27 protein-coding genes are annotated in these 25015 nt (G+C 72.3%); 15 read left to right on the top strand and 12 right to left on the bottom strand.

Annotated elements, in window-relative coordinates; genetic code table 11:
* Positions 1-287 precede the first annotated feature (287 nt).
* The 4 genes from ACFCZ1_RS13350 to ACFCZ1_RS13335 all read left to right on the top strand — a co-directional run bounded on the left by ACFCZ1_RS13350 (position 288) and on the right by ACFCZ1_RS13335 (position 3441).
* Positions 288-1490, top strand: a complete 1203-nt coding sequence (locus ACFCZ1_RS13350) for an NADP-dependent malic enzyme (protein WP_376678500.1) — start codon at positions 288-290, stop codon at positions 1488-1490.
* A gap of 169 nt (positions 1491-1659) precedes the next feature.
* Positions 1660-2622: a zinc-binding dehydrogenase gene (locus ACFCZ1_RS13345; RefSeq protein WP_376678499.1), complete on the top strand. Its 963-nt coding sequence runs from the start codon at positions 1660-1662 to the stop codon at positions 2620-2622.
* 49 nt (positions 2623-2671) lie between these two features.
* Entirely contained in the window at positions 2672-2881 is a 210-nt protein-coding gene (locus tag ACFCZ1_RS13340) for a helix-turn-helix domain-containing protein (RefSeq protein ID WP_376678498.1), read from the top strand.
* Complete coding sequence (locus ACFCZ1_RS13335) at positions 2881-3441, top strand: Clp protease N-terminal domain-containing protein (RefSeq protein WP_376678497.1); 561 nt, start codon at positions 2881-2883, stop codon at positions 3439-3441. The genes ACFCZ1_RS13340 and ACFCZ1_RS13335 overlap by 1 nt, the downstream gene beginning before the upstream one ends.
* 23 nt (positions 3442-3464) lie before the next feature.
* Here the strand turns inward: ACFCZ1_RS13335 and ACFCZ1_RS13330 are convergent, their stop codons facing one another.
* Together ACFCZ1_RS13330 and ACFCZ1_RS13325 are read right to left on the bottom strand one after the other, a co-directional pair.
* Positions 3465-4349, bottom strand: coding sequence for a helix-turn-helix transcriptional regulator (locus ACFCZ1_RS13330; RefSeq protein ID WP_376678496.1), 885 nt, complete (start codon positions 4347-4349; stop codon positions 3465-3467).
* 1 nt (position 4350) lies between these two features.
* Positions 4351-5274: a DUF4097 domain-containing protein gene (locus ACFCZ1_RS13325; protein WP_376678495.1), complete on the bottom strand. Its 924-nt coding sequence runs from the start codon at positions 5272-5274 to the stop codon at positions 4351-4353.
* Positions 5275-5428: 154 nt separating this feature from the next.
* Here ACFCZ1_RS13325 and ACFCZ1_RS13320 point away from each other — a divergent pair, with 154 nt between their 5' ends.
* Complete coding sequence (locus tag ACFCZ1_RS13320; RefSeq protein ID WP_376678659.1) at positions 5429-6241, top strand: hypothetical protein; 813 nt, start codon at positions 5429-5431, stop codon at positions 6239-6241.
* Positions 6242-6416: 175 nt separating this feature from the next.
* On the opposite strand, the gene ACFCZ1_RS13315 is transcribed toward ACFCZ1_RS13320, so the two are convergent.
* Entirely contained in the window at positions 6417-7352 is a 936-nt protein-coding gene (locus ACFCZ1_RS13315; protein WP_376678494.1) for a LysR family transcriptional regulator, read from the bottom strand.
* Positions 7353-7562: 210 nt separating this feature from the next.
* Here ACFCZ1_RS13315 and snpA point away from each other — a divergent pair, with 210 nt between their 5' ends.
* Positions 7563-8219 (top strand): snapalysin, encoded by a 657-nt coding sequence (snpA, locus tag ACFCZ1_RS13310; protein WP_376678493.1) that lies wholly within the window; start codon positions 7563-7565, stop codon positions 8217-8219.
* Between the two features lie 43 nt (positions 8220-8262).
* On the opposite strand, the gene ACFCZ1_RS13305 is transcribed toward snpA, so the two are convergent.
* The 5 genes from ACFCZ1_RS13305 to ACFCZ1_RS13285 all read right to left on the bottom strand — a co-directional run bounded on the left by ACFCZ1_RS13305 (position 8263) and on the right by ACFCZ1_RS13285 (position 12379).
* A complete protein-coding gene (locus ACFCZ1_RS13305; protein ID WP_376678492.1) occupies positions 8263-8475 on the bottom strand; it encodes a hypothetical protein in 213 nt (70 codons plus the stop codon).
* Positions 8476-8522: 47 nt separating this feature from the next.
* Complete coding sequence (locus ACFCZ1_RS13300) at positions 8523-9107, bottom strand: dihydrofolate reductase family protein (RefSeq protein WP_376678491.1); 585 nt, start codon at positions 9105-9107, stop codon at positions 8523-8525.
* Positions 9108-9177: 70 nt separating this feature from the next.
* Entirely contained in the window at positions 9178-9789 is a 612-nt protein-coding gene (locus ACFCZ1_RS13295) for a GNAT family N-acetyltransferase (protein WP_376678490.1), read from the bottom strand.
* Positions 9790-9923: 134 nt separating this feature from the next.
* The gene (locus ACFCZ1_RS13290) at positions 9924-10976 is read right to left on the bottom strand and encodes a family 2 encapsulin nanocompartment cargo protein polyprenyl transferase (protein WP_376678658.1); all 1053 of its coding nucleotides are present in this window, start codon (positions 10974-10976) and stop codon (positions 9924-9926) included.
* On the bottom strand, positions 10973-12379 hold the full coding sequence (locus ACFCZ1_RS13285; RefSeq protein WP_376678489.1) for a family 2B encapsulin nanocompartment shell protein: 1407 nt from the start codon (positions 12377-12379) through the stop codon (positions 10973-10975). Before ACFCZ1_RS13285 ends, ACFCZ1_RS13290 begins: the two co-directional genes overlap by 4 nt.
* 225 nt (positions 12380-12604) lie before the next feature.
* Between ACFCZ1_RS13285 and ACFCZ1_RS13280 the strand changes: the two genes are divergently transcribed.
* The 4 genes from ACFCZ1_RS13280 to ACFCZ1_RS13265 all read left to right on the top strand — a co-directional run bounded on the left by ACFCZ1_RS13280 (position 12605) and on the right by ACFCZ1_RS13265 (position 16176).
* Positions 12605-13060, top strand: coding sequence for an RrF2 family transcriptional regulator (locus ACFCZ1_RS13280; protein ID WP_376678488.1), 456 nt, complete (start codon positions 12605-12607; stop codon positions 13058-13060).
* Positions 13061-13206: 146 nt separating this feature from the next.
* Positions 13207-14403, top strand: a complete 1197-nt coding sequence (locus ACFCZ1_RS13275) for a globin domain-containing protein (RefSeq protein WP_376678487.1) — start codon at positions 13207-13209, stop codon at positions 14401-14403.
* 107 nt (positions 14404-14510) lie between these two features.
* On the top strand, positions 14511-15101 hold the full coding sequence (locus ACFCZ1_RS13270; protein ID WP_376678486.1) for an N-acetylmuramoyl-L-alanine amidase: 591 nt from the start codon (positions 14511-14513) through the stop codon (positions 15099-15101).
* 181 nt (positions 15102-15282) lie between these two features.
* Positions 15283-16176: a 1-aminocyclopropane-1-carboxylate deaminase/D-cysteine desulfhydrase gene (locus ACFCZ1_RS13265; protein WP_376678485.1), complete on the top strand. Its 894-nt coding sequence runs from the start codon at positions 15283-15285 to the stop codon at positions 16174-16176.
* Between the two features lie 98 nt (positions 16177-16274).
* Here the strand turns inward: ACFCZ1_RS13265 and ACFCZ1_RS13260 are convergent, their stop codons facing one another.
* On the bottom strand, positions 16275-16703 hold the full coding sequence (locus tag ACFCZ1_RS13260) for a hypothetical protein (protein ID WP_376678484.1): 429 nt from the start codon (positions 16701-16703) through the stop codon (positions 16275-16277).
* 117 nt (positions 16704-16820) lie between these two features.
* Positions 16821-18401: a Na+/H+ antiporter gene (locus ACFCZ1_RS13255; protein WP_376678483.1), complete on the bottom strand. Its 1581-nt coding sequence runs from the start codon at positions 18399-18401 to the stop codon at positions 16821-16823.
* Positions 18402-18924: 523 nt separating this feature from the next.
* Between ACFCZ1_RS13255 and ACFCZ1_RS13250 the strand changes: the two genes are divergently transcribed.
* The 3 genes from ACFCZ1_RS13250 (at position 18925) to ACFCZ1_RS13240 (ending at position 20828) form a co-directional block, all read left to right on the top strand.
* Entirely contained in the window at positions 18925-19185 is a 261-nt protein-coding gene (locus ACFCZ1_RS13250; RefSeq protein WP_376678482.1) for a UBP-type zinc finger domain-containing protein, read from the top strand.
* A 204-nt stretch (positions 19186-19389) separates the two neighbouring features.
* The gene (locus ACFCZ1_RS13245; RefSeq protein ID WP_030153599.1) at positions 19390-19803 is read left to right on the top strand and encodes an anti-sigma regulatory factor; all 414 of its coding nucleotides are present in this window, start codon (positions 19390-19392) and stop codon (positions 19801-19803) included.
* Between the two features lie 17 nt (positions 19804-19820).
* Positions 19821-20828 carry an RNA polymerase sigma factor SigF gene (locus ACFCZ1_RS13240; protein WP_376678657.1) on the top strand — a complete coding sequence of 336 codons (1008 nt, stop codon included), beginning with the start codon at positions 19821-19823 and terminating at the stop codon, positions 20826-20828.
* 47 nt (positions 20829-20875) lie between these two features.
* Here ACFCZ1_RS13240 and ACFCZ1_RS13235 read toward each other — a convergent pair whose 3' ends face one another.
* Positions 20876-21334, bottom strand: a complete 459-nt coding sequence (locus tag ACFCZ1_RS13235) for a hypothetical protein (protein ID WP_376678481.1) — start codon at positions 21332-21334, stop codon at positions 20876-20878.
* A gap of 94 nt (positions 21335-21428) precedes the next feature.
* On the opposite strand from ACFCZ1_RS13235, the gene ACFCZ1_RS13230 reads away from it, so the two are divergent.
* Positions 21429-22394 (top strand): diacylglycerol kinase family protein, encoded by a 966-nt coding sequence (locus ACFCZ1_RS13230; RefSeq protein ID WP_362392733.1) that lies wholly within the window; start codon positions 21429-21431, stop codon positions 22392-22394.
* Positions 22395-22712: 318 nt separating this feature from the next.
* The gene (locus tag ACFCZ1_RS13225; RefSeq protein ID WP_004937597.1) at positions 22713-22970 is read left to right on the top strand and encodes a WhiB family transcriptional regulator; all 258 of its coding nucleotides are present in this window, start codon (positions 22713-22715) and stop codon (positions 22968-22970) included.
* Positions 22971-23129: 159 nt separating this feature from the next.
* On the opposite strand, the gene ACFCZ1_RS13220 is transcribed toward ACFCZ1_RS13225, so the two are convergent.
* Positions 23130-24599 carry a sensor histidine kinase gene (locus ACFCZ1_RS13220; RefSeq protein WP_376678656.1) on the bottom strand — a complete coding sequence of 490 codons (1470 nt, stop codon included), beginning with the start codon at positions 24597-24599 and terminating at the stop codon, positions 23130-23132.
* Positions 24600-25015: the final 416 nt, after the last annotated feature.

The following is a 25015-nucleotide window of genomic DNA, read 5'->3' as shown; positions in this document are numbered from 1 at the left end:
GTCTCGCCCATTGGACACAGACGTTTGGACTTTTAGCCAAAACCAGGACATGCGGCCTAAGGTCGAGCAGGAATCGACTCGTCTGGGTGAGCGTTCATCCGGTAGAACAGATCCTTACACCCCTCATCCGGGGCTCAGGGCGCGCGTGCGGCGCGCCCGCGCGTACGAACCTCCCCTTCGCGGAGACGGGCCAACCGTCGATGCGGAGTACGGACGCGGTGCCCGCCCACCCCTTAACCAGGAGTGGCCACCCTCAATGATTCAAAGGACTTAAGGGGTCACACACAGTGGCAGCGGAGATCTTCAACCCTCGCAGTGACAGCGTGACGGACAACAACCCGGACGCGGTGTTCGCGCTGCACCGGGGCGGCAAGATGGCCATCCAGGCCACGGTGCCGGTCAACAACAAGGACGACCTTTCCCTCGCGTACACCCCCGGCGTGGCGAAGGTGTGCACCGCCATCGCCGAGCAGCCGGACCTGGTGAACGAGTACACCTGGAAGTCCAACGTGGTCGCCGTCGTCACCGACGGCACGGCCGTGCTCGGACTCGGTGACATCGGTCCCGAGGCCTCGCTCCCCGTGATGGAGGGCAAGGCGATCCTGTTCAAGCAGTTCGGCGGCGTGGACGCGGTTCCGATCGCGCTCGCCACCAAGGACACGGACGAGATCATCGAGACGGTCATCCGTCTCGCGCCGTCCTTCGGCGGGGTGAACCTGGAGGACATCTCCGCCCCGCGCTGCTTCGAGATCGAGCGTCGCCTCCAGGAGGCGCTGGACATCCCGGTCTTCCACGACGACCAGCACGGCACGGCCATCGTGACGCTGGCCGCGCTGCGCAACGCCGCGAAGCTGACCGGGCGCACGCTCGGCGACCTGCGCGCCGTGATCTCCGGCGCGGGTGCCGCGGGCATCGCCATCGCCAAGATCCTGGTGGACGCGGGCATCGGCGACGTGTGCGTGACGGACCGCAAGGGCGTCGTGTCCGCCGGCCGTTCCGACCTGACGGACGTCAAGGCGGAGATCGCGGGCCTGACCAACAAGACGGGCCGGACCGGCTCGCTGGAGCAGGCCCTCGCGGGCGCAGACGTCTTCATCGGCGTCTCCGGCGGCACGGTTTCCGAGGAGGCGGTGGCCTCGATGGCGAAGGACGCGTTCGTCTTCGCCATGGCCAACCCGAACCCGGAGGTCCACCCCGAGGTCGCCCACAAGTACGCGGCCGTCGTGGCCACGGGCCGTTCGGACTTCCCTAACCAGATCAACAACGTGCTGGCGTTCCCGGGCATCTTCGCGGGCGCCCTCAAGGTGCGCGCCACCCGGATCACCGAGGGCATGAAGATCGCCGCCGCCGACGCCATCGCCGGTGTCGTCGGTGACGAGCTCGCCGCCGACTACGTGATCCCGTCGCCGTTCGACGAGCGCGTGGCCGAGGCCGTCGCATCGGCCGTGGCCGCCGCGGCCAAGGCCGACGGCGTGGCCCGTCTGGTCTGACGGCAGCGCTGAGCAGTACGGGCAGGGGCCCGGCCGGAGCGATCCGGCCGGGCCCCTCTCTCGTTGCGCCGTCGGCCTGGTGCGACGAAGGCCCGGTGCGACGAAGGCCTCACCGCCGGGGTCCCGGGAAAGGCTGGAACCCCGCGCTACCGAGCGGTAGCGTCGCGGCATGTTCGCTGCCTATGCCGCCCGAATCGACCGTGACCACCCCCTGAACGGCCTTGAGCTGGGCGAGCGCCCGGCCCCCGAGGTCCGGCCCGGCTGGGTGACCGTGAACGTCAGGGCCGCCTCCCTCAACCACCACGACCTGTGGTCGCTGCGCGGGGTCGGCCTCGGCCAGGAAAGACTCCCGATGATTCTCGGCTGCGACGCCGCCGGGATCGACCAGGACGGCAACGAGGTCGTCCTGCACTCCGTGATCGGCCAGAGCGGCCACGGGGTCGGCCCGGACGAGCCCCGCTCGATCCTGACCGAGCGCTACCAGGGGACCTTCGCCGAGCAGGTCACCGTCCCCGCCTGGAACGTCCTGCGCAAGCCCGCCGAGCTCTCGTTCGAGGAGGCCGCGTGCCTGCCGACGGCCTGGCTGACGGCGTACCGGATGCTGTTCACCAACGCCGGGGTCCGCCCCGGCGACTCCGTCCTCGTCCAGGGCGCGGGCGGCGGGGTCGCGACCGCGGCCATCGTCCTGGGCAAGGCGGCCGGCCTGCGCGTCTTCGCCACCAGCCGGGACGAGGCCAAGCGCAAGCGGGCCGTGGAGCTGGGCGCCGTGGAGGCGTACGAGCCGGGCGCGCGGCTGCCGCAGCGGGTGGACGCGGTCATCGAGACGGTGGGTGCCGCCACCTGGTCCCACTCGGTGAAGTCCCTGCGCCCCGGCGGCACCCTGGTCATCTCCGGCGCCACGAGCGGCGACCGCCCGGCGCACGCCGAGCTGACCCGGATCTTCTTCCTGGAGCTGAAGGTGGTCGGCTCGACGATGGGCTCGAAGGACGAGCTGGAGGACCTGCTGTCCTTCTGCGCGACCACCGGGGTCCGGCCGGTCATCGACGAGGTCCTGCCGCTGGAGCGGGCGCGCGAGGGCTTCGAGAAGCTCGCGTCGGGCGACCTCTTCGGGAAGATCGTGCTCACCCCGTAGGCGTCAACAATGGTTGACATCCCTCCCGCGTCAACCTACATTGACATTCATGACGGAAGCCACCGATCTCGCCGAGCGGGCCGGTGACCGCGACCCGCGCGTGGGCCTGCGTGCCGTAGCCGCCCTCCGCAGGCTGCTGGAGCAGCTGGAGGCCGTACAGGTACGCAGTGCCCGCGCGCAGGGGTGGTCCTGGCAGGACATCGCGGCCGAGCTGGGCGTCAGCCGGCAGGCCGTGCACAAGAAGCACGGGAGGGTTTGATGTTCGAACGCTTCACGACCGAGGCCCGCGACACCGTGACGGGCGCCGTCGCCGAGGCCCGGCGCGCCGGGTCCGCCACGGTCGCCGAGGAGCACCTGCTGCTCGCCCTGCTCGGCCAAGGAGCCCTGGATCCCCTGGGTGTGGACCGCGAAGCGGTGGCCGCCGGCCTCGCCGCGGCCCGCCGCCGCGGCGGGATGTCCAGGGCCGACGAGGAGGCGCTGGCCGGGCTCGGCATCGACCTCTCGCAGATCGTCTCCCGGGTCGAGGAGACCCACGGCGAGGGCGCCCTGTCCCCGGCGGCTCCCCGGCGGCGGACGCTGGGGGCCTCGCTCCGCTCGGCCCTCGGCCGCCCGGAGCCGGACGACCGGCACGTCCCCTTCACCCGGGGTTCGAAGAAGGTCCTGGAACAGTCCCTCCGCATCGCCCTGGGCCGCAAGGACCGCCACATCGGCACCCTGCACCTGCTGCTGGCCCTGCTCTCCCGCCCCGGCACGGTCTGCGAGGTCCTGACGGACCACGGGATCACCTACGGGACGGCCGAGACGGGCCTGGCAGCCTGAGCCCTGGAGCCTGAGCCTGCGGCCTATGCCTTGTGGAGCGTGCCGGTGAGGCGGGAGGCCGCCGCCGCGAGGTGGGCGCGCGCCTCGGCCAGCTGGGCGGCGGAGACGCCGTGGTCCCGGGCCGCGTCGCGGACGTCGTCACGGAAGCGGTCCAGCAGCCGGTCGAGGTCGCGGGCCGCGTCGCCGGAGGGCGTCAGGTCCTCGGCCCAGTCCGTGTCCACCACCAGCGGCGTTCCGGACGCGGCGGGCCCGGCCGGCGCGGAGCCGCCGAGCCAGGCTCCGGCCAGACTGCCCAGCACGCCGCCCGACTTGGCGAACTGCTCCTGGAGCTGTCCCGCTATGCGCTGGACCTCCTCGCGCGCCCGCTCCTGGGCCTCTTTGGCCTGGCGGCGGGCCTGCTGGGCCTCCTCGCGGGCCCGGCGGCTCTCGTCCTTCGCCCGCCGAGCCTGCTCCTTCCACTCCTGGCGCGCCTTGCGCAGCTCCTCCTTGGCCGCCTGCCAGGACTCGTCCTCGACGCGGGTCGCCGACGCGGAGGCCGCCGCCCGCATCTCGCGCCGCAGGTCGCCCGCCGCGCCCCGGACGTCGTCGCGGATCTCGGCGGCCAGTTCGGTGACCGAGTCGCGGATCTCCAGCTCCAGGTCGGCGAGTTCACCGCTGCGGTCGGCCAGTTCGGCCCGGCCCGCCTCGGTGATCGAGTACACCTTGCGCCCGCCCTCGGTCGCGTGCGTGACCAGGCCCTCGGTCTCCAGCTTGGCCAGGCGCGGGTACACCGTGCCCGCGGAGGGCGCGTACAGGCCCTGGAAGCGCTCCTCCAGCAGGCGGATCACCTCGTACCCGTGGCGCGGGGCCTCGTCCAGCAGCTTGAGGAGGTAGAGGCGGAGGCGGCCGTGAGCGAAGACGGGCGGCATGTCAGAGCACCTTCTTGTCGAGCACGAGGGGGGTGTCGGCCCCGGCCTGCGGACGGCGCAGCAGCGCGATCGCGCCCGAGACCGTGGTGGCCCGCAGGGTGCCGGTGCCGGAGCCGAGGGTGCCGGTGATCCGCTTGGAGCCCAGCTGGCCGGAGACCCGCAGGTCTTCGAAGGCGTTGGAGACGCCACCGGTGGCGGTGTTGGCCTCCACGCGGGCATCGGCGGGGTGCGGCAGCCGGATGGCGACCTGGCCGGAGACGGATTTCAGCGCGATGTCCACCGGCCGCGGGGCCGACGGGTCGAGGTCCAGGTCGATGAGCATGTCCCCGCTGACCGAGTCGGCCCTTACGCTCACGCCCGCGCCGTCGACCACCGTCAGGCCGCCGGACACCGAGTGGAAGCCGAGGTCGCCGGTGACGGATTGGGCCTCGACGCTGCCGGAGACCGTGTGCGCCTTGACCGGGCCCGACAGTCCGACCAGCGTGGCGTCGCCGGAGACGCCGTTGACGTCGGTGCCGCCGGAGATCCCGGAGACGAAGGCGGTGGCGTCGACCGCGGCCAGCTGCACCCGGGTGGCGGCGGGGACGGTCAGGGTGACGGCGGCGCTGCGCTCCCACACCTTGCGTCCGGAGGCGGAACCGGCCCAGGCCTTCCACGGCTTGGTCTCCCACCACTCCTTGAAGCCCCGGGAACCGTTCCAGGGCAGGTCCTCGTAGGAGACGGTGAGGGTGCCGCCGTCCTGCACCACGTACAGGGGCGGTCCCTCGACTTCGGTCACCTCCAGGCGGGCGGGGCCCTCCTCGGCGGCGACCACGTTGACCGTGCCGCTCACGAGCCGGACGCGGAGCTCGGTCACCGGCTGCTCGAAGGCGAGCTTCTGCGGGTCGGCGAGGTGCCACGTCGACTGTGACGTCTGCTCTGCCATGGGGCTGATCCTCCTCGTGCGCTCACGGACGGGACTCGACGCACGCAACATATCGCGTCTTCTGAGTAACACGATATATCGCGGTCGAGTGAAGTCAAGCGCGCTCCCGAAATCTCCGGTATAGGACGGTTTGCCTTAGCGTGTGGGCATGCAGATCTCCCAGACCACCGCCGGCGGACTGCTGCTCTGCCGGGCCGAACCCCTCGCGGTCCGTCCCGCCGCGCACCTGCTCCGCGTACGCCTGCTGCTGGCTCCGGCCGGCGAGTGGAGCGTGCTCGTGCCGGAGGCCGAACCCTGGCTGGGCGATGAGGAGACCGTGGCCGAGGTGCTGGCCGGGTGGGGTGCGGCGATGGCGATCGGCGCCGGCCGGCCCGTGCTGAGCGTGTGGTGGGAGGGCGGGCGGACGGGCTTCGCCCTGTCGAGCGGGTTCCGGCGCACCGCCGCCTGCGCGTGGGACGAGCGCGGCCGCCCGTCCGGCGAGCCGGACGCCATGCGGGCCCTGTCCGCGCGGCTCGGCCTGGACCCCGTACTCGACCTGGAGGAACTGGAGCGGCTCACCCGGCCCGACCCGGCCGCGGACGGTACGGCCCGCCTCCTCGGCCTGATCGCCCTGCTCACCCGCGCCGGACTGGCCCTGCCCCCGGGGCTCGGACCCGGCGAACCCGCCGACCGGCTCCGGGGGGCGGCCCGGGTCGCGCCCGGCGCCGAGACGGTGGAGTGGTCCGGCTGGCGCGACGCGGTGCGGGCGGAACTCGACGTGGTGGAGGAGGGCCGGCTGGGCCCGTGGGTCCGTGGCCCGAGGGCCCGGCTGCTGGGCGCGGCCCAGGTCGCGGCGGGCACGCCGCTCCTGCTGTGGGCGGCGCGCCGGCGCAGCGCGGGGTGGGCGGCGGCGGGCGCGGTCCTGGTGGCACAGGGCGCGCTGTCCCTGGCGTACGACCGGGCCCGCACGCCGCGAGACCGGACCTGACCGCAATCCCCGGCGGGCGCGCGACGCCGGCCATGGCACCGCGCCGCGGGCCAAAGCGCCCGGATAGACCCCGCACCGGGCGCCGGTCCCTCCGCCGTGCGGTGCACCGCATCCGGCTCCGTGCGCCGGCCCACCGGGCATCTCGGGAGGGCCGTGGCCGGATCCGGCCCCCGCGTTACGCCGCTTCGAGCAGCGGGCTCGCATGGTGGCGCAGCCACGCCCGGTACGGCGGCGTCCGCATGGCCGCCTCGCGGTACGCGGCGCGGAGGTCCTCGTAGACCTCCGCGTGCGCGCCGGGCCGGGTCGCCAGGAGCAGCCGTACGGCCAGTGGGTCGCCCGACAGCGGCCGGATGGCCATGTCCACGCGCGGACCGGAGGTCGGCTGGCAGGGGGCCACCGCCTCGCCGGAGACGATCAGCGAGGCCGCCGTGTGGTAATCCGCGTGCAGCACCGGGGGGTCCAGCCCGGCCCCGGCGAACACCCGCCGCAGGCCGTCCCATTCGCCGTCGACCGACGGGTCCACCATCCAGCGGTCGGCGGCCAGGTCCCGTAAGGACACCACCGACTGCCGGGCGGCCGGATGGTCCCGGGACATCGACACGAACTGCGGCTCCCGCTCCATCAGCACGTGCAGCTGCAGCCCGGCCGGCACCCGCAGCGGGCAGCCCTCCACCTCGTGCACGAAGGCCACGTCCAGCTGGCCTGAATCCACCATCCGCAGGAGCGCGTTGGCGGACACGTCCACCACCAGCGAGGTCTCGGTATCGGGCAGCCGGCGGTGGATCCGCCGCAGCCAGCCGGGCAGCGCGCGGCTGGCCGTGGAGCCGATCCGCAGCCGCGGCCCGTGGGCCAGCGCCCGGGCGTCCGCCACCAGCGCCGCCATCTCGGCGAGCAGCGGACGGGCCCGGCCCAGTACGGTGCGGCCGAAGGGGGTCGGCCGGCAGCCGGTCCGTTCGCGCAGGAACAGCTCGCCGTCCAGGGCGCGTTCGATGCGGCGCAGCTGCGTCGTCAGGGAGGGCTGGCTCACGCCGAGCTGCCGGGCGGCCTTGTGCAGGCTTCCGGCGTCGGCGATGGCGCACAGCGCGCGCAGGTGCCTGACCTCAAGCTCCATGCCCAGAGGGTAGGCCGCGGCCCGCGGGCCGCACCAGCCGCCGATAGCCCCCCGAATCCCGCCATTCTCACACCAGTTGATCTGTCGAAATCTTCCCGATAGGCCCGTGCTATCGCGGAGTGACATCATCCGCCGGGCACTTCCGCTCCCGCAGACTCCGGTCACGAACGACCACCCCCCACCGCACCGGACGAGTAGGAGCTCCCCCACATGCGCCACTCCCGTAAGGCCGTTCTGGCCGCCACCATCGGCCTCGGCCTCGCCGCCGGCCTCGGCGTCGTCCCCACCGCCAGCGCCGCCACCGCCCCCGCCGGAACTCCCGCGAGCTACGCGGCGTACGAGAACTCGCAGGAGAACCAGGCCGCCAACCGGGCCTTCTTCGACGCCGTGCAGCGCTCGGTCGCCGAGCAGCGCGCCGCGAACCCGGGCGTCCTGGCCGTGACCGTCACCTACAACACCCGCAACGCGCCGAGCTTCCGCACCCAGATAGCCCGCTCCACGCAGATCTGGAACAGCTCGGTGAGCAACGTCAAGCTGCAGGAGGTGTCCTCCGGCGGGAACTTCTCGTACCGCGAGGGCAACGACTCACGCGGTTCGTACGCGAGCACGGACGGGCACGGCCGGGGGTACATCTTCCTCGACTACCGGCAGAACCAGCAGTACAACTCCACCCGGGTGACCGCGCACGAGACGGGCCACGTGCTGGGCCTGCCGGACCACTACTCGGGCCCGTGCAGCGAGCTGATGTCGGGCGGCGGCCCGGGCACCTCGTGCCAGAACGCGACCCCGAACAGCACCGAACGGGCGCGCGTCAACCAGCTGTGGGCCAACGGCCTCGTCGCCTCCGGCCTGGGGACGAAGGGCTAGGTCCGTCCGGGCCCGGGTCCCTCCGGGCCGGGCGGGGCGCTCGTCACCCGCCCTGGCCCGCCGGGGAGGTGTACCGGGGGCACTCCGGGTTCCTGCAGGAACCCGGAACCCATTCCGGGATGAAGATCCCCAGGGACTTGCGCCGCCTGAGCACCGTGTCCACGGGGCTCCCGCAGGCCGGGCACACCTGCTGCTCGTGCCCGGCCTGCGGGGCGATCGTCCCGCGCTCGTGCTGTTCCCGCTGTTCACCGGCCATACGTCCACGGTAGGCCGGTTTCGGCGTGCGTGGAGGGTCAGCGCGTGTCAGCGCGTGACGGCGTACGTGGTCACGACCTGGCCGCCGCCGAGGGCCTTGAACCCGGTGAGTTCCAGGGGACGCACGCCGAAGCCCGCCCGGGACATCGGCATCCCGGTGCCCACGAAGACCGGGTACGTCTTGACGACGAACTCGTCGATCTCGTCGATCAGCTGGGTGGCCAGGTCGGCCCCGCCGCACAGCCAGATCCCGAGTCCCTCGCGGGCCTTGAGCTCACGGACCCGGGCCGCCACGTCCCCGCTGATCAGCTGGACCTGCGGGTCCGGCGCGGCGGTGAGGGAGCGCGAGACGACGTACTGCTCGGCCAGGTGGCCGTACGGGCTGGTGACGCCCTGCTTCAGGCCCGGCTCGTAGGTGTTGCGCCCCATGAGCACCGCGTCGAAGCGCTTCGGCTCGGCGCCCTCGATCCCGAGGTGGGCGCGCCCCTGGGCCGCGATGGTCTCCGGGTACTCGGCCTTGAGGAAGTCGATGAACTCGCGGTCGAGGTGGGTGTAGAAGAACTCGCCGTCGCCGTCCGGGGCCCCGATGAAGCCGTCGACCGACGTGGCGATGAAGTACGTGAGCTTGCGCAAGCGAGTCTCTTCCGTTCGACGGTGCCACCGCTCCGGAGGCACGCCACTTAAAGTACTTCAGGCAAAGTGGTTACGCAACGGGTTGTGCGACCCCGTTCGGCTTGCGCCACATCGGCCACATCAGCGGTCCGTCGGGCAGCCGCACCGGCGACCCCGTGTGCGCGAATCCGAGCCGCTCGTAGAGCCGGCCGCTGCGCTCGCTGCTGGCCTCCAGGTACGCCGGCACGCCCTCCCGGTCGCAGCGCTCCAGGACGGGGCGGATCAGCTCGGTGCCCAGCCCCTCGCCCTGCCGGCCGGGGGCGACCGCGATCATCAGCAGGTACTCGTGCTCCTCCGCCGTGGGGTGGACCGCGCCCGTGAGGCGGCCCACGAGCTCGCAGCGCTCGTTGTCCGGGTCGGCCACCGCCCGCATCTTCGCCGGGATCTCGTCCTCGCCCTCCGGCTCGCCCGCCGGGATCCGCAGCCACAGCGCGGCCGCCGAGCCGTCCGCGGCGAGGTCGATCCGCCCCTCGGCCAGCGCCACGTCCACGAAGACGCCCAGGAACCTGCCGTGCACCGCGGCCCGGTGTTCCGGGTCCGGGAAGACCCAGCTGCTCACCGGGTCGGTGCGGAAGGCCTCGTCGAGGAGGCGCGCGACCGCGTCCCGGTCCGATTGAGCAGCCTGACGTATCTCCAGCGCCACTGGTCACACCCTTCACTCACGCGTCAACAACCGTGAGCGATCTTAGAGTTGGGGCGGGAACGCGGTAAGGCCTGTTCCGGCACCATCCGGTGCCGGAACAGGCCCGCCCGCACGCCCCTCACGCGGTCACGCGGTCACCGCGTGCGGCGCGTCACGAACTCCGCGAGCGCCAGCAGTCCGCCCGCCGCCCCGAGGTCCGGTACCGCCCGGGACAGCTGCTGCACGGCCCGGCCCATCCGGTCGGCGGCATGGGCCTGCGCCCAGTCCCGCCCGCCGGCCCGGTCCACCGCGTCGGCCGCCTTGTGCACGTCGTCCCCGGTCATGGGTCCCGCGTACAGGACCGCCAGCTCCTCCCCCGCCGCGGTGCCCGAGGTGAGGGCGGCCACGACCGGGAGGGACTTCTTGCGGGCGAGCAGATCCGCCCCGGCGGGCTTGCCGGTGTGCCCCGGATCCCCCCAGATGCCGATCAGGTCGTCGATCAGCTGGAAGGCCAGACCGGCCTCCCGCCCGAAGGCGTCCATCGCGTCGACCTCGTCCGGCCCGGCGCCCGCGTACAGCGCGCCCAGCGCGCAGGCGCAGCCCAGCAGGGCCCCGGTCTTGGCCGTCGCCATGGTCAGGCACTCGTCGAGCGAGACGTTCGGACGCCGCTCGAAGGCGCAGTCCGCCTGCTGGCCCGCGCACAGCTCGATGACGCAGGCCGCGAGCCGGGCCGAGGCCGCCGCCGCGGCCGGGTGCGGATCCTCCGCGAGCAGCCGCAGCGCGAGCGCCATCATGGCGTCGCCCGTGATGATCGCGTCCGGCGTCCCGAAGACGGTCCAGGCGGTGGGCCGGCCGCGGCGCCGGGCGTCCTTGTCGATGACGTCGTCGTGCAGCAGCGTGAAGTTGTGCGCCAGCTCCACGGCGGCGGCCGCCCGGACGACGTCGTCCACCGGTCCGCCCGGCCCTCGCCGGGCCCGGGCCGCGGCCAGCACCAGGGCGGGCCGGATGGCCTTCCCGGCGTTGCCCGCGGCCGGGGTGCCGTCCGCGTGCTCCCAGCCGAAGTGGTACATCGCGACGCGCCGCATCGAACCGGGCAGGCTCTCGACGGTCCGGCGCAGTTCCGGGTCGACCGTTTCCCTGGCCCGCTCCAGCAAGGCCGCGGCCTCCTGGCCCTCGCCGGTCGCCAGGGCGGCGTTCACCGCGCTCAGCGCCAGCGGCCGATCTCGACGTTCTCCAGCACGCCGAGCGCGTCCGGCACCAGCACCGCGGCGGAGAAGTAGGCGGTGACCAGGTAGGAGATGATCGCCTGCTCGCTGATCCCCATGAAGCGGACCGACAGGCTCGGCTCGATCTCGTCCGGGATGCCGGGCTGGTGCAGGCCGATCACGCCCTGCTCGTCCTCGCCCGTACGCATGCACAGGATCGAGGTGGTGCGGGCGTCGCTGATCGGGATCTTGTTGCTCGGGAAGATCGGCACACCGCGCCAGGCCGGCACCCGGTTGCCGCCGATGTCCACCGACTCCGGGTACAGCCCGCGCTTGTTGCACTCGCGGCCGAAGGCGGCGATGGCCTTGGGGTGGGCGAGGAAGAGCTTGGAGCCGCGCCGCATGCTGAGCAGCTGGTCCATGTCGTCGGGGGTGGGCGCGCCGTGGTGCGGCTGGATGCGCTGGTCGTAGTCGGCGTTGTGGAGGAGGCCGAACTCGCGGTTGTTGAGCATCTCGTGCTCCTGGCGCTCGCGCAGCGCCTCGACCGTGAGCCGCAACTGCTGCTCGGTCTGGTTCATCGGCTGGTTGTAGAGGTCGGCGACGCGCGTGTGCACCCGCAGGACCGTTTGTGCAATGGAGAGTTCGTACTCGCGCGGGTGGGCCTCGTAGTCCACGAAGGTGCCGGGGAGCACGGCCTCGCCCTGGTGGCCGGCGGAGAGCTCGATCGCCGCCTCGCCGTACTTGTTGGTGTGCCGGGCGGGCTGCGCGGTCACGCTCTCCACGTGTTCGCGCAGCGAGTCGACGCGGTCGGCGAGCAGCTGGAAGTCCCGCCGGGACAAGGCGAGCGCGGTGCCGGAGGTGGCGGCGCGGGCGGTGTACTCCCAGATCGCCTCCTCGTCGACGAGGGAGTCCTCGCCGAAGTGGGCGCCGTCGGCGACGGTCCGCAGGACGGCGTCCTCGCCGTAGGGGCCCGGGCCGATCTGGTCGATGCGGCCGTGGGCGAGCAGGAACACCTGGCCGGAGGGGCTGCCGAAGGAGGTCAGCTCCTGACCGGGCTCGAAGTCGATCTGCTGGAAGCGCTGGGCGAGTTCGCCGAGGACCTCGAGGTCCTCGTAGTCGCGCAGCAGCCGGAGCTCACCGAGCTCGGCCGGGATCACCTGGACCTGGGTCCCGGTCTTGATGAACTGCACGCGTCCGTCGCCGACCGTGTAGCTCAGCCGGCGGTTGACGCGGTACGTGCCGCCCTGCACCGAGACCCACGGCAGCATCTTCAGCAGCCACCGCGAAGTGATCTCCTGCATCTGCGGCGCGGACTTGGTCGTGGTTGCCAAGTTCCGCGCGGCCGATGTCCCCAGACTGCGCTGCGGCGTCAGGGTCTCGGATTCGGAACCTGCCTGGACCGACATGTATTTCCCCTTCGATCACTCCATGGATCTGCAGGGTCAGCCTTCCAGCACGGAACGTGGTGGGACCATTACACAAAAGGGTGGGACTACTCCGTCCGGGGTCGGGGCACCCTCTCGGGTCGACTTGTTTCCCACGGACCCCTCCGAACCCACCGCTTTCAGCCATGAGCGGGATCACACCGAGTTAATTTGCACGCCCGATGCAAGTTTTCCTAGGGTGAAGGCATGCGCCTGACCCGATTCACCGACGTCGCCCTGCGCGTCCTGATGCGCCTGGCCGCCGTGGGGACGGACCTCCCGACCACCCGCGAGGTGGCGGCGGTCATGGAGGTCCCGTACACCCACACCGCCAAAGTGGTCGCCAGGCTGCAGCACCTCGGCCTGGTCGAGGCGCGCCGCGGCCGCGGCGGCGGGCTCACCCTGACCCCCGCCGGACGCGCCGCCTCGGTCGGCGGGGTGGTGCGCGAACTGGAGGGCGCGGGCGACGTCGTGGACTGCGACGGCACCACGCCCTGCCCGCTGCGCAGCGCCTGCGTGCTGCGCGGTGCGCTGCGCCGGGCCCAGGAGGCCTTCTTCGCCACCCTGGACCCGCTGACGGTGAACGACCTGGTGGCGGCCCCGACCGGCCCGCTGCTGCTGGGCATCTCGGGCAGCGCGCCGAAGAGGGCCGAAGGGCCCTGACGGCCGGGCCGGATGGCCGATACAAGCCGATCCCGAGTCCGCCTAACCTGGCCCGGACGGGAAGTTCGAACAGAAGCCCGCCCCCCGACGGGCGGCCACCCTGCCGAATAATTCGTATGTGAAATACCAATTAACGAGGAGACCTGATGCTGTCCGAGAAGTCCACGGAGACCGTACGAGCCACCCTGCCCGCCGTGGGTGCGGCGATCGGCGACATCACGGAGCTCTTCTACACGAAGCTGTTCGCGGCCCACCCGGAACTCCTGCGCGACCTCTTCAACCGGGGCAACCAGAACGCCGGTCTCCAGAAGCAGGCCCTCGCCGGCTCCATCGCCGCCTTCGCCACCCACCTCGTCGCCCAGCCGGACACCCGCCCCGACGTGATGCTCGGCCGCATAGCCCACAAGCACGCCTCCCTGGGCGTCACCCGCGACCAGTACCAGATCGTCCACCAGCACCTCTTCGAGGCGATCGTCGAGGTCCTCGGCGAGGCCGTCACCCCCGAGGTCGCGGCCGCCTGGGACGAGGTCTACTGGCTGATGGCGAACGCCCTCATCGCCATCGAGGAGCGCCTCTACGCCGAACAGCACGTCGTCGCCGGGGACGTGTGGCGCGAGTGGACCGTCACCGGCCGGACGGAGGAGACCGCGGACTGCACCACCTTCAGCATCGCCCCGGCCGACGGCGCCCCGGCCCCGGCCCACCTGCCCGGCCAGTACGTCTCGGTCCAGGTCGAACTCCCGGACGGCGCCCGCCAGATCCGCCAGTACAGCCTCTCCAGCGCCCCCGGATCCCCGGTCCGCACGATCACGGTCAAGCGCGTGCACGGGCCGTCCGCGGCCGGCCCGGACGGCGAGGTCTCCAACCACCTGCACGCCCACGTCCACGCCGGTGACACCCTGCGGATCTCCGCGCCCTACGGCGACCTGGTCCTGCAGGACTCCGCGGCCCCGGTGCTGCTCGCCTCGGCCGGCATCGGCTGCACCCCGATGCTCTCGATGCTGGAGCACCTGGCCGACACCGGGCACACCGCCCCGGTGACCGTCCTGCACGCCGACCGCTCCCCGGCCGACCACCCGCTGCGCACCGACCACCGGGCCCTGACGCACAAGCTGCCCGGCGCCTCGGCCCACTTCTGGTACGAGGAGGCGGCGGAGCCGGGCGACGGCGAGGGCCTGATGGACCTGTCGGCGGTCCCGGTCGCCCCCGGCACCCAGGCCTACCTGTGCGGGCCGCTCCCCTTCATGAAGTCCGTGCGCGAGCAGCTGATCGCCAAGGGCGTGCGCGCCGGCGACATCCACTACGAGGTGTTCGGCCCGGACCTGTGGCTGGCTTCCGCCTGATGACTGGCCGGAACACGCCCTAGCCGCGGAAGAGCCGCCTCCGCTAAACCGGAGTGTAACGAGACACGCACACACCGTGTCCGTCACGCACCGTAAAGGAGGCGGCCATGGCCGCACCCATGTCTGCGGACCGATTCATCAGCGCATTGCGGCACGAAGGTCTGACCGTCGTCGAAGTCGGCGCCTGGCGCACCCACAACCGCAACCACAAGGGCCCCTGGGGGCCGGTCCACGGGGTGATGATCCACCACACCGTCACCCACGGCACCCCGTACACCGTCCGGCTCTGCCGCGACGGCGACCCGGCCCTGCCGGGCCCGCTCTGCCACGGCGTGATCGCCAAGGACGGCCGTGTGCACCTGGTCGGCTACGGCCGCGCCAACCACGCGGGCGCCGGGGACCCCGACGTCCTGGCGGCGGTGATCGCGGAGAGGCGGCTCCCGCCCGACAACGAGGCGACCACCGACGGCAACCGCCACTTCTACGGCTTCGAGTGCGAGAACCTCGGCGACGGCAAGGACCCCTGGCCGGCGGTACAACTCGACGCGATCACCCGCGCGGCGGCGGCCGTCTGCCGGTTCCACGCCTGGACGGCCCGCTCGGTGATCGGCCACCGCGAATGGCAGCCCGGCAAGATCGATCCCAAGGGCTTCACGATGAGCTCCCTGCGCGAACGCGTGGCCGAACGCCTGAAATGAGTCCTCCCCCTCCTGGACGAGGGGGATTCCTGCCTCACGCCGCCCGGCGGTCCGTCGGTTCGTCGGTTCGTCGGTTCGTCGCGCCTTCCGCGATCAGCGGTGGCGGCAGATGCGGCGACCCCGGGTTCCTCCCCGACCCGAGGACCGGGGCACCCTCCGGGTACCGGGGGACAATGGCCGGGTGACCCACCCCGAACTGCGCCCCCGTCCGCCGTCACCGCTCGTCGAGGCGGCGGACGACCGGTTCGCCGCGCACGGCGTGCGGCTGCTGCTGAAGCGGGACGACCTGGTGCACCCGCAGCTGCCCGGGAACAAGTGGCGCAAGCTCGCGCCGAACCTGCGCGCCGCGGTGGCCGCCGGGCACGACACGCTGGCCACCTTCGGCGGGGCCTACTCCAACCACTTGCGGGCCACGGCCGCCGCCGGGCGGCTGCTCGGCCTGCGGACCATCGGCGTCGTGCGCGGCGACGAGCTGGCCGGGCGGCCCCTCAACGACTCCCTCGCCCGGTGCGCGGCGGACGGCATGCGGCTGCACTTCGTGTCCCGGGCCGACTACCGCCGCAAGGCCGAGCCGCGGACGCTGGCCCGCCTGCTGGAGGGGGCCGGTGCGCAGGGGGCGTACGTCGTCCCGGAAGGCGGCAGCAACGCCCTCGCCCTGGCGGGCTGCGCCGAGCTGGGCCGGGAGCTGAGCGGTCGGGCCGACGTGGTCGCGGTGGCCTGCGGGACCGGCGGCACCCTGGCGGGCCTGGCCGCCGGGCTCGGCCCCGGCCAGGAGGCGCTCGGCGTGCCGGTCCTGGCGGGCGGGTTCCTGGACGCCGAGATACGCACCCTCCAGCACCGGGCCTTCGGCTGCCCGGCCGGCGCCTGGACCCTGGCCGAGGGCTTCCACCACGGCGGCTACGCCCGCGTCCCCGGCGCGCTGGACGCCTTCGCCGCCGACTTCGAGACCCGCCACGGCTTCCCGGTCGAACGGATCTACGTGGCCAAACTCCTCTGGGCCCTGGCCGAGCTCACCGCCTCCGGGACCTTCCCGCGCGGCACCGTGCTGGCCGCCGTGATCACCGGCCGGCCGTGACCCCGCGCGTGCGCGGCCGACGCCCCGTTGCGCTTGGCGGGCGCAGGCGTCTCCGCCGCTGATCCCCGCGAAGGTGCCGCCCGGTGCCCACGCCGGCTTCATCGCCGCGTACGGAAGGAAGGCCGGCGCTCCCACGCACGCGGCGAGGCCCGCGCGGCGAGGCTCACGCGGCGAGGCGCGCCCGGCGGGAGGCCGCGGAAGGCTGCGGCGCCACCACGGGCCCGGCCGTACGGGGGCGTGGTGGCGCCCGCGAGCAGCACCGCGCCGAGCAGGCCGAGCGCGTGCGGTACCGCCGCCGGGGAGCCGTCGGCGCCCTGGTCGCACAGCAGTCCCACCACGTCCGTCAGCAGGCCGGACCCCGCAGCCGCGGACAGCCCGCAGGCCACCCACAGCGCCGTCCCCCGCCGCACGGCCGGCCCCGCCCCGGCCACGGCGGCCGCCCCGGCCCCCAGGGCGAGCGGCGGCGGCCCGCCCCGGCAGGCCGTCGCCGAGTGCGGGGGTGCTCGTACCGGCAGCCCACGATCCACCTGCGGCCGGGGAGTTCGCGGAGTCCGGTGTCACGGGTCGGGCCTCGCGTCCGGCGCGGACCGGCGCGTCCGGCCGAGGTCCCGTCCCCGTCCCCGGCGCCGGGGACGGGGACGGGATCAGCCCGCCTCGCGGTACGCCGCCGCTTCCTCCAGGTCCAGGCGGCGCAGCAGCGCCCGCAGCATCTCGTCGTCGATCCGCCGCCGGTCCCGCAGCGCGACGAAGACCTCCCGCTCCGCCCCGATCATCTCCCGCGCCAGCCGCCGGTAGATGTCGTCCGCCGACTCCCCCGTCACCGGGTTGACCTCGCCCAGCCGCTCCCACACCGCGTTGCGCCGGCGCTCCAGCACCGTCCGCAGCCGGTCCGCGAGCGGCGGCGGCAGCGTGCTGTTCTCCGGTTCCTCCAGCAGCTCCGCCAGCCGTTCCTCGGCCGCCCGCGAGGCCTCGCTCTGCGCCTGCGCCTCCGCCAGCGTCTCGGCCTGCGTGTCGCGCGGCGGCAGCCTCAGCAGCCTGATCAGCGGCGGCAGCGTCAGCCCCTGCACCACCAGCGTCCCGATGACCGTCGTGAACGTGAGGAACAGGATCAGGTTCCGGTGCGGCACCGACATCGGCACGGAGAAGGCGATGGCCAGCGAGACCACGCCGCGCATCCCGGCCCAGCCCACGATCACCGGGGCCTTCCAGTTGGTCTCCGGCTCCCGCTCCCGGATCCGCTCCGACACCCACCGCGGTACGAAGGTCGCCGGGAACACCCACAGGAACCGGGCCGCCACCACCGCGACGAACACCACGACCGCGTACCAGGCCGCGTGCAGGCCCTCGTACTCCCCGAGCCCCTTGAGGACCACCGGCAGCTGGAGTCCGATCAGCGCGAAGACCACCGACTCCAGCACGAAGGCGATCACCTTCCACACCGCCTCCTCCTGCAGCCGGGTGGCGAAGTCGACCTGCCAGTTGCGGTGCCCGATGTACAGCGCCACCACGACCACGGCGAGCACCCCGGAGGCGTGCACCCGCTCGGCCGCCGCGTACGCCACGAAGGGGATCAGCAGCGAGAGGGTGTTCTGGAGCAGCGGCTCCTTCAGCCGCTTGCGGAGCTGGTGGATCGGGACCATCAGCAGCAGGCCCACACCGATCCCGCCCACCGACGCCAGCAGGAACTCCGCGATCCCGCCCGCCCAGCCGGCGCTCACCCCGACCGCCGCGGCCAGGGCCACCTTGTAGGCGGTGATGGCCGTGGCGTCGTTCACCAGGGACTCGCCCTGCAGGATCGTCGTGATCCGGTTCGGCAGCCCGAGCTTGCGGGCGATCGCGGTCGCCGCGACCGCGTCCGGCGGCGCGATCACGGCGCCCAGCACCAGCGCGACCGGCAGCGCCAGCCCCGGCACCACGAGGTACGCCGCGTACCCCACGGCGATCGTCGCGAAGAGCACGTAGCCCACCGACAGCAGTGCGATGGGCCGGATGTTCGACCGCAGGTCGAGGTACGAGCTGTCGACGGCGGCCGTGTGCAGGAGCGGCGGGAGGAGCAGCGGCAGGACGATGTGCGGATCGAGGGTGTAGGCGGGCACCCCCGGCAGGTACGCGGCGATCAGTCCGGCTGCCACCAGCAGCAGCGGCGCCGGCACCGGGGTCCGGCGCGCCACACCCGCGACGACCGCGCTCCCCGCGACCAGTGCCACCAGCTGCAAGACCTCCATCGAAGACCCATCCCCAATCGTCGGCCGACCGTACGCCGGCCATCTCGACTTCCTCTTCTCCCTGACGGGAGGAGAGCCCCACGAAGACTCCCGGCGAGGTCGTACGCCCGCTCCGCAGGCAGATGCCGCCGGCCCGGAGGCCAGAGGATTCTCCGCTGCGTTCACGTCCCGGTCACGGAACGCCCCGCGGTGCCCCCACGTCCGTTCCCGGACGCTCGGGGGCATCGCCCCGACATTGTCCCCACAGGCCGGGCAGAACCGGGGAACCACCGGTCGACGGTGATCAGCCCACCCCCGTACCGGGCCGCCCCGTGTCACCGGCGCGGCCGGGCCGCGTCGACGCCGACCACCGCGGCCGCGGCCGGCATCGGTTCGGGGGGCACACGGCTGGGACGTAGTCTGTGAGGGATCAAGATCCGGTCACACCCGTGGCGCGACGACACTCCGCCGCTTCGAGGCTCCGGGCCATGGACGCAGTTCGCCCCGAGACTGAGGGCCGGGGTTTCCGCGCAAGGAGAATGCGATGAGCGAGTGCACCCACGTTGCCGGACTGCCGCGCCCCGAGCCCGCCCCCTCCGACCGGACCTGCCCCGAATGTCTGGTGCTCGGCAGCCACCCCGTGCAGCTGCGGATGTGCCTGGAGTGCGGACACGTGGCCTGCTGCGACTCCTCGCCCTACCGGCACGCCACGGCGCACCACGAGCAGACCGGCCATCCCGTGATGCGGAGCTTCGAACCGGGCGAGATCTGGCGGTGGTGCTTCGTCGACGGTTCGATCGTCTGAGGCGGGGTAGGTCAACCCTCCGCCGGCTCCCCAGATTTGGGCCCGCAGACCCCTAGCCACTGTGCGTACCCATGGGCTTACCATCAGTCACTGGCCGTGGGAAGGGGTGCCCCAAGCGGGCGCCGCGAGGGGTGCCGCGACACGATTGCCCGGATCGCGATAGCGTCACCGGCGAACACAGCTCGTACCACCTTGGAGGTGAGGGTGTCCCAGATCGCAGGCGAGCCCGGGACCCAGGACTTCGTGGAAGTCCGGCTGCCCGCTGCGGGTGCCTACCTGTCGGTGCTGCGGACGGCCACGGCCGGCCTCGCGGCACGTTTGGACTTCACTCTCGACGAGATCGAGGACCTCCGCATCGCGGTGGACGAGGCCTGCGCGATCCTGCTCCAGCAGGCCGTGCCCGGCTCCGTCCTCAGCTGCGTCTTCCGGCTGGTGGACGACTCGCTGGAGGTGACCGTCTCGGCGCCGACCACGGACGGACGTGCGCCGGAGCGCGACACGTTCGCCTGGACCGTACTGTCGGCGCTGGCCGGCAAGGTCGAGTCGACGGTCGAGGAGGACCGGACGGTGAGCATCAGTCTCTACAAACAGCGCGGCGCGGGACCAGGCCCGGCGTGAGCGGCGGGGAGATCCCGGTGCGGGGCGGGGATCGGCCCCGGGTGCGGCACGAGGTCGACGGCGGCATCCCGGAGCAGCAGCACGCCCGGCCGCACCCGGCTGACGCGGATGCGGAAGACGGCTTTTTGGACTCGGCGGAGCGACGGGCGGGCCCTGTGAGCGAGAACCAGCACGACCAACCACAGCCACCGCAGATCCCGGCGGTTCCGGTGGCACCGGTGGAGCCCCTGGCGGCTCCGATCTTCCCGGTGGCGCAGGCGCTGCCGGATCCGCGCGACCGCAGTGGCGCGCGGGCCCTGTTCATCGAGCTGCGGGCGCTGCCCGACGGTTCGGCGGAGAAGGCGGAGCTGCGCAACCGGCTCGTACGGATGCATCTGCCGCTGGTCGAGCACCTGGCGCGGCGCTTCCGCAACCGCGGCGAACCGCTCGACGACCTGACACAGGTCGCGACGATCGGCCTGATCAAGTCGGTGGACCGGTTCGACCCCGACCGCGGGGTCGAGTTCTCCACGTACGCCACGCCCACGGTGGTCGGTGAGATCAAGCGCCACTTCCGTGACAAGGGCTGGGCGGTACGCGTACCCCGGCGCCTGCAGGAGCTGCGGCTCTCGCTGACGACGGCCACGGCCGAGCTGTCGCAGCAGCACGGCCGCTCCCCCACGGTGCACGAACTGGCGGAACGGCTCGGGATCTCCGAGGAGGAGGTGCTGGAGGGGCTGGAATCGGCCAATGCCTACAGCACGCTGTCGCTGGACGTCCCGGACACCGACGACGAGTCGCCGGCGGTCGCGGACACCCTGGGCGCGGAGGACGAGGCCCTGGAGGGCGTCGAGTACCGCGAGTCCCTCAAGCCGCTGCTGGAGGGACTGCCGCCGCGGGAGAAGCGGATCCTGCTGCTCCGGTTCTTCGGCAACATGACCCAGTCGCAGATCGCGCAGGAGGTCGGCATCTCCCAGATGCACGTCTCGCGCCTGCTGGCCCGCACCCTGGCCCAGCTCCGCGAGAAACTCCTCGTCGAGGAGTAAGACGCAGAGGCGTCGCGGAGGGGTCACGGAGCAGGCAGCGGCAGCGGTTATCGGGTCTCTTCGCGGGGCCCGATTCCGAGGGCCACGGTCGCCGTCGGGTTCACCAGCAGGGCCACGACGGCCACCGCGGTCACGGCCAGGACCACGGCGGCGGCGATCATCGCACCGCCCGTGGAGTACAGGGTCCAGGCCACCGGCAGCGCCATCAGCTGGGTGATCAGGGCGGGGCCGCGACTCCAGCGGCGGCCCAGGCGCAGCCCGCGGGCCGCGATCAGCGGCAGCGCGGCGAGCGCGAGCAGCGTGATGCCGCCCGTCTCGGCCTGCTGCGGGGAGTCGGGGTCGCCGGCGATGCCCACGAACAGCATGTAGACACCGAGGCCGGCCAGTGCCAGACCCTCCAGGGCCGTCAGAACGGCGGCGGCGGTCAGCCGGCCGGGCAGGACGGCGGGCCCGGCGGCGGGGGTGGCGGCGGGGACGGCGGCTTTCGGGGGCTGCTTCTTGCTCACCCCAGCAGGGTAGCCGCGGGCCCCGCGGGCCGGAGGGGACGGGCAGTAGGGTCCGCATTCGAAGCCCATGGACGGGCTGGGTAGTCTGGCGCTCATGCGTGCACTTCTCGTGGCCAACCCAGCAGCGACGACCACCAGTGCGCGCACGCGTGACGTCCTGACCCACGCCCTGGCGAGCGAGATGAAGCTGGAGGCGGTGACCACCGAGTACCGGGGCCACGCCCGTGACCTGGGACGCAGGGCCGCGCACGAGGGGCTCGACCTCGTCGTCGCCCTGGGCGGCGACGGCACGGTCAACGAGGTGGTCAACGGACTGCTGCACGACGGGCCCGACCCGGAGCGGCTGCCGCGGCTGGCGGTGGTGCCCGGCGGCTCCACCAATGTGTTCGCCCGCGCCCTCGGCCTTCCCAACGACGCGGTCGAGGCGACCGGGGCCCTGCTCGACGCGCTGCGGGAGCGGCGCGAGCGGACGGTGGGGCTGGGCCTGGCGGCCGGCACCCCGGGCACGGAGGACGAGTCGGTCCCGGCCCGCTGGTTCACCTTCTGCGCGGGCTTCGGTTTCGACGCGGGCGTGGTGGGGCGGGTCGAACAGCAGCGCGAGCGCGGCAAGCGGTCGACGCACGCCCTGTATGTACGACAGCTGATGCGGCAGTTCCTGGAGGAACCGAACCGCCGGCACGGAACGGTCACACTGGAGCGCCCCGGCGCGGATCCCGTGACGGATCTGGTGCTGTCGATAGTCTGCAACACCTCGCCGTGGACGTATCTGGGCAATCGTCCGCTTTACGCCTCCCCGGAGGCGTCGTTCGATACCGCACTTGACGTATTGGCTCTCAACCGTTTGTCAACTCCGGCGGTCGCGCGCTACGCGACACAGCTCCTGACCTCGACTCCTGAGCGGGGCCCGCACGGCAAGCACGCGGTGTCTCTGCACGATCTGACGGACTTCACCTTGCATTCGAAGGTGCCGCTTCCCTTCCAGATGGACGGAGACCACCTCGGCCTGCGCACCAGCGTTCGGTTCACAGGCGTACGCCGGGCACTGCGTGTGATTGTGTGAGTGGAAGGGCCCGAAGCCCTTTCACTCGAACGTTTACACGCCGGTCCACCCCCACGATGTAGGGCTGTGACCTAGTAGACACCGACGAATCAAAAAAAACTTTCCGGAAGGGGTTGTATCCCCGTCCGAGGTTTGCGAATCTCTACATGGCGATCGGGACAGCCCGCAGAACCGGCACCCACACAGACCGCCAGAACCCCACCACGAATCTTCGGACCGCACCAGGCGACTGGGCGTCGGCCCTTCCCTCACGGGGGGATTCGTGAAAGCGTTCACATTCACAAGCAACGTGCATGTCACACAAGAGAGGTAGCAGCCATGGACTGGCGTCACAACGCCGTTTGTCGTGAGGAAGACCCCGAGCTGTTCTTCCCCATCGGCAACACCGGTCCTGCGCTGCTGCAGATCGAGGAAGCCAAGGCCGTCTGCCGCCGCTGCCCCGTCATGGAGCAGTGCCTGCAGTGGGCGCTCGAGTCCGGTCAGGACTCCGGCGTCTGGGGCGGCCTCAGTGAGGATGAGCGCCGTGCGATGAAGCGCCGCGCCGCTCGCAACCGGGCGCGCAACGCCACCGCCTGACAACGACTTTCGAGCCTCGACGCGCAGCGCGTAGAACCGTATAAGCGCTCAGCAACGTGCTCTTGAGCCCCGGACCGAGAACCATTCGGTCCGGGGCTCAGTGCTGTCCGGCGTGAATCCCGGGTCGAAGCCGTCACGCTGGGTGACGGCTTCGCCGTGCTACTTCTGCGGGCTGGACGGGATGTCGAGCACGACCTTGGTCCCGCGCGGCTCCGCCCGGAGCATGTCGAAGGTGCCGCCGAGCTCCCCCTCCACGAGGGTCCGGACGATCTGCAGCCCGAGGTTGCCGGCCCGCTGGGGGTCGAAGCCCTCGGGCAGACCGCTGCCGTCGTCGAGCACGGTGATCAGCAGACGCCCGTCGGTGCGGCCGGTTCCGGTGCGGGTCGCGGACACCTCCACCGTGCCGCGCTCCCCCTGGGTGAACGCGTGCTCCAGGGCGTTCTGCAGGATCTCGGTCAGCACCATCGACAGCGGCGTGGCGACCTCGGCGTCCAGGATCCCGAACCGGCCGGAGCGCCGGCAGGCGACCTTGCCCGGCGAGATCTCCGAGACCATCGCGATGACCCGGTCGGCGATCTCGTCGAACTCGACCCGCTCGTCGAGGTTCTGAGACAGCGTCTCGTGCACGATCGCGATCGAACCGACGCGACGCACGGCCTCGTTGAGTGCCTCGCGGCCGGTCTCCGAATCCATCCTGCGGGCCTGGAGCCTGAGCAGTGCGGCCACGGTCTGCAGGTTGTTCTTCACCCGGTGGTGGATCTCCCGGATGGTGGCGTCCTTGGTGATCAGTTCGCGTTCGCGACGGCGCAGTTCGGTGACGTCGCGGCAGAGCACCAGGGAGCCGATCCGGATCCCCTTCGGCTTGAGCGGGATGGCGCGCAGCTGGATGACCCCGCCGTTGCCCTCGATCTCGGTCTCCCTCGGGGCCCAGCCGCTGGCGAGCTTCACCAGCGCCTCGTCCACCGGGCCCCGGGAGGGCGCGAGTTCGGCGGTGGTGTCGCCGAGGTGCTGCCCGACCAGGTCGGAGGCGAGGCCGAGCCGGTGGTAGGCGGAGAGCGCGTTCGGGGAGGCGTAGGTGACCACGCCGTCGGCGTCGAGCCGGATCAGGCCGTCCCCCACGCGCGGGGAGGCGTCCATGTCGACCTGCTGGCCGGGGAAGGGGAAGGAGCCCGCCGCGATCATCTGGGCGAGGTCGGAGGCGGACTGGAGGTAGGTGAGCTCCAGCCGGCTCGGTGTACGCACAGTGAGCAGGTTGGTGTTCCGGGCGATCACGCCGAGGACCCGGCCCTCGCGGCGTACGGGGATCGACTCGACGCGCACCGGCACCTCCTCGCGCCACTCCGGGTCGCCCTCGCGCACGATCCGGCCCTCGTCGAGCGCGGCGTCGAGCAGCGGGCGGCGGCCGCGCGGGACCAGGTGGCCGACCATGTCGTCCTGGTACGAGGTGGGGCCGGTGTTCGGGCGCATCTGCGCGACCGAGACGTACCGGGTGCCGTCGAGGGTGGGCACCCACAGCACGAGGTCGGCGAAGGACAGGTCGGAGAGCAGCTGCCACTCCGAGACCAGCAGGTGGAGCCACTCCAGTTCGGTTTCACTGAGAGCGGTGTGCTGGCGTACGAGGTCGTTCATGGAGGGCACGTGGCGAGCGTACCCCGGGTACGCGGCATGACTTTCCCCACGGGAATACCCAGGAGTATCCAGAAGGCCCGGAGGCCGCGTACTGTTGGAGGAAGTGACGGCATTCCAGGGTCCGTCATTGGATGGACAGAACAGAATGGTCTAGTCCACAATTGACGTAAGCTTCCGCCCTCCCCGCACAGGAGGACGGATCGAGGTAAGCCGCGCACTCTGCCCTGACTGCGCCGGCACCTCCCACCGGCCGCGGGAACCGCACACCCGTCGGCCGTAAGTACTCCGGGCTACGGTGCCGGGCGGGTTGAGGGTCCCGTCAGGCACCGTGGCCCAGAGGAATGTCCGGGGCCTTTTCATTTCTCAGGCCTTTCCCGGAGCGGGACCTACGCGGGCCGGGCCGGCAGGGCCCCCTC

The organism is Streptomyces sp. NPDC056224 (genome assembly GCF_042267665.1).
Lineage (GTDB): Bacteria > Actinomycetota > Actinomycetes > Streptomycetales > Streptomycetaceae > Streptomyces.
Note: the sequence above shows the minus strand (reverse complement) of the source record. Positions and strands in the feature narration are given on the sequence as shown.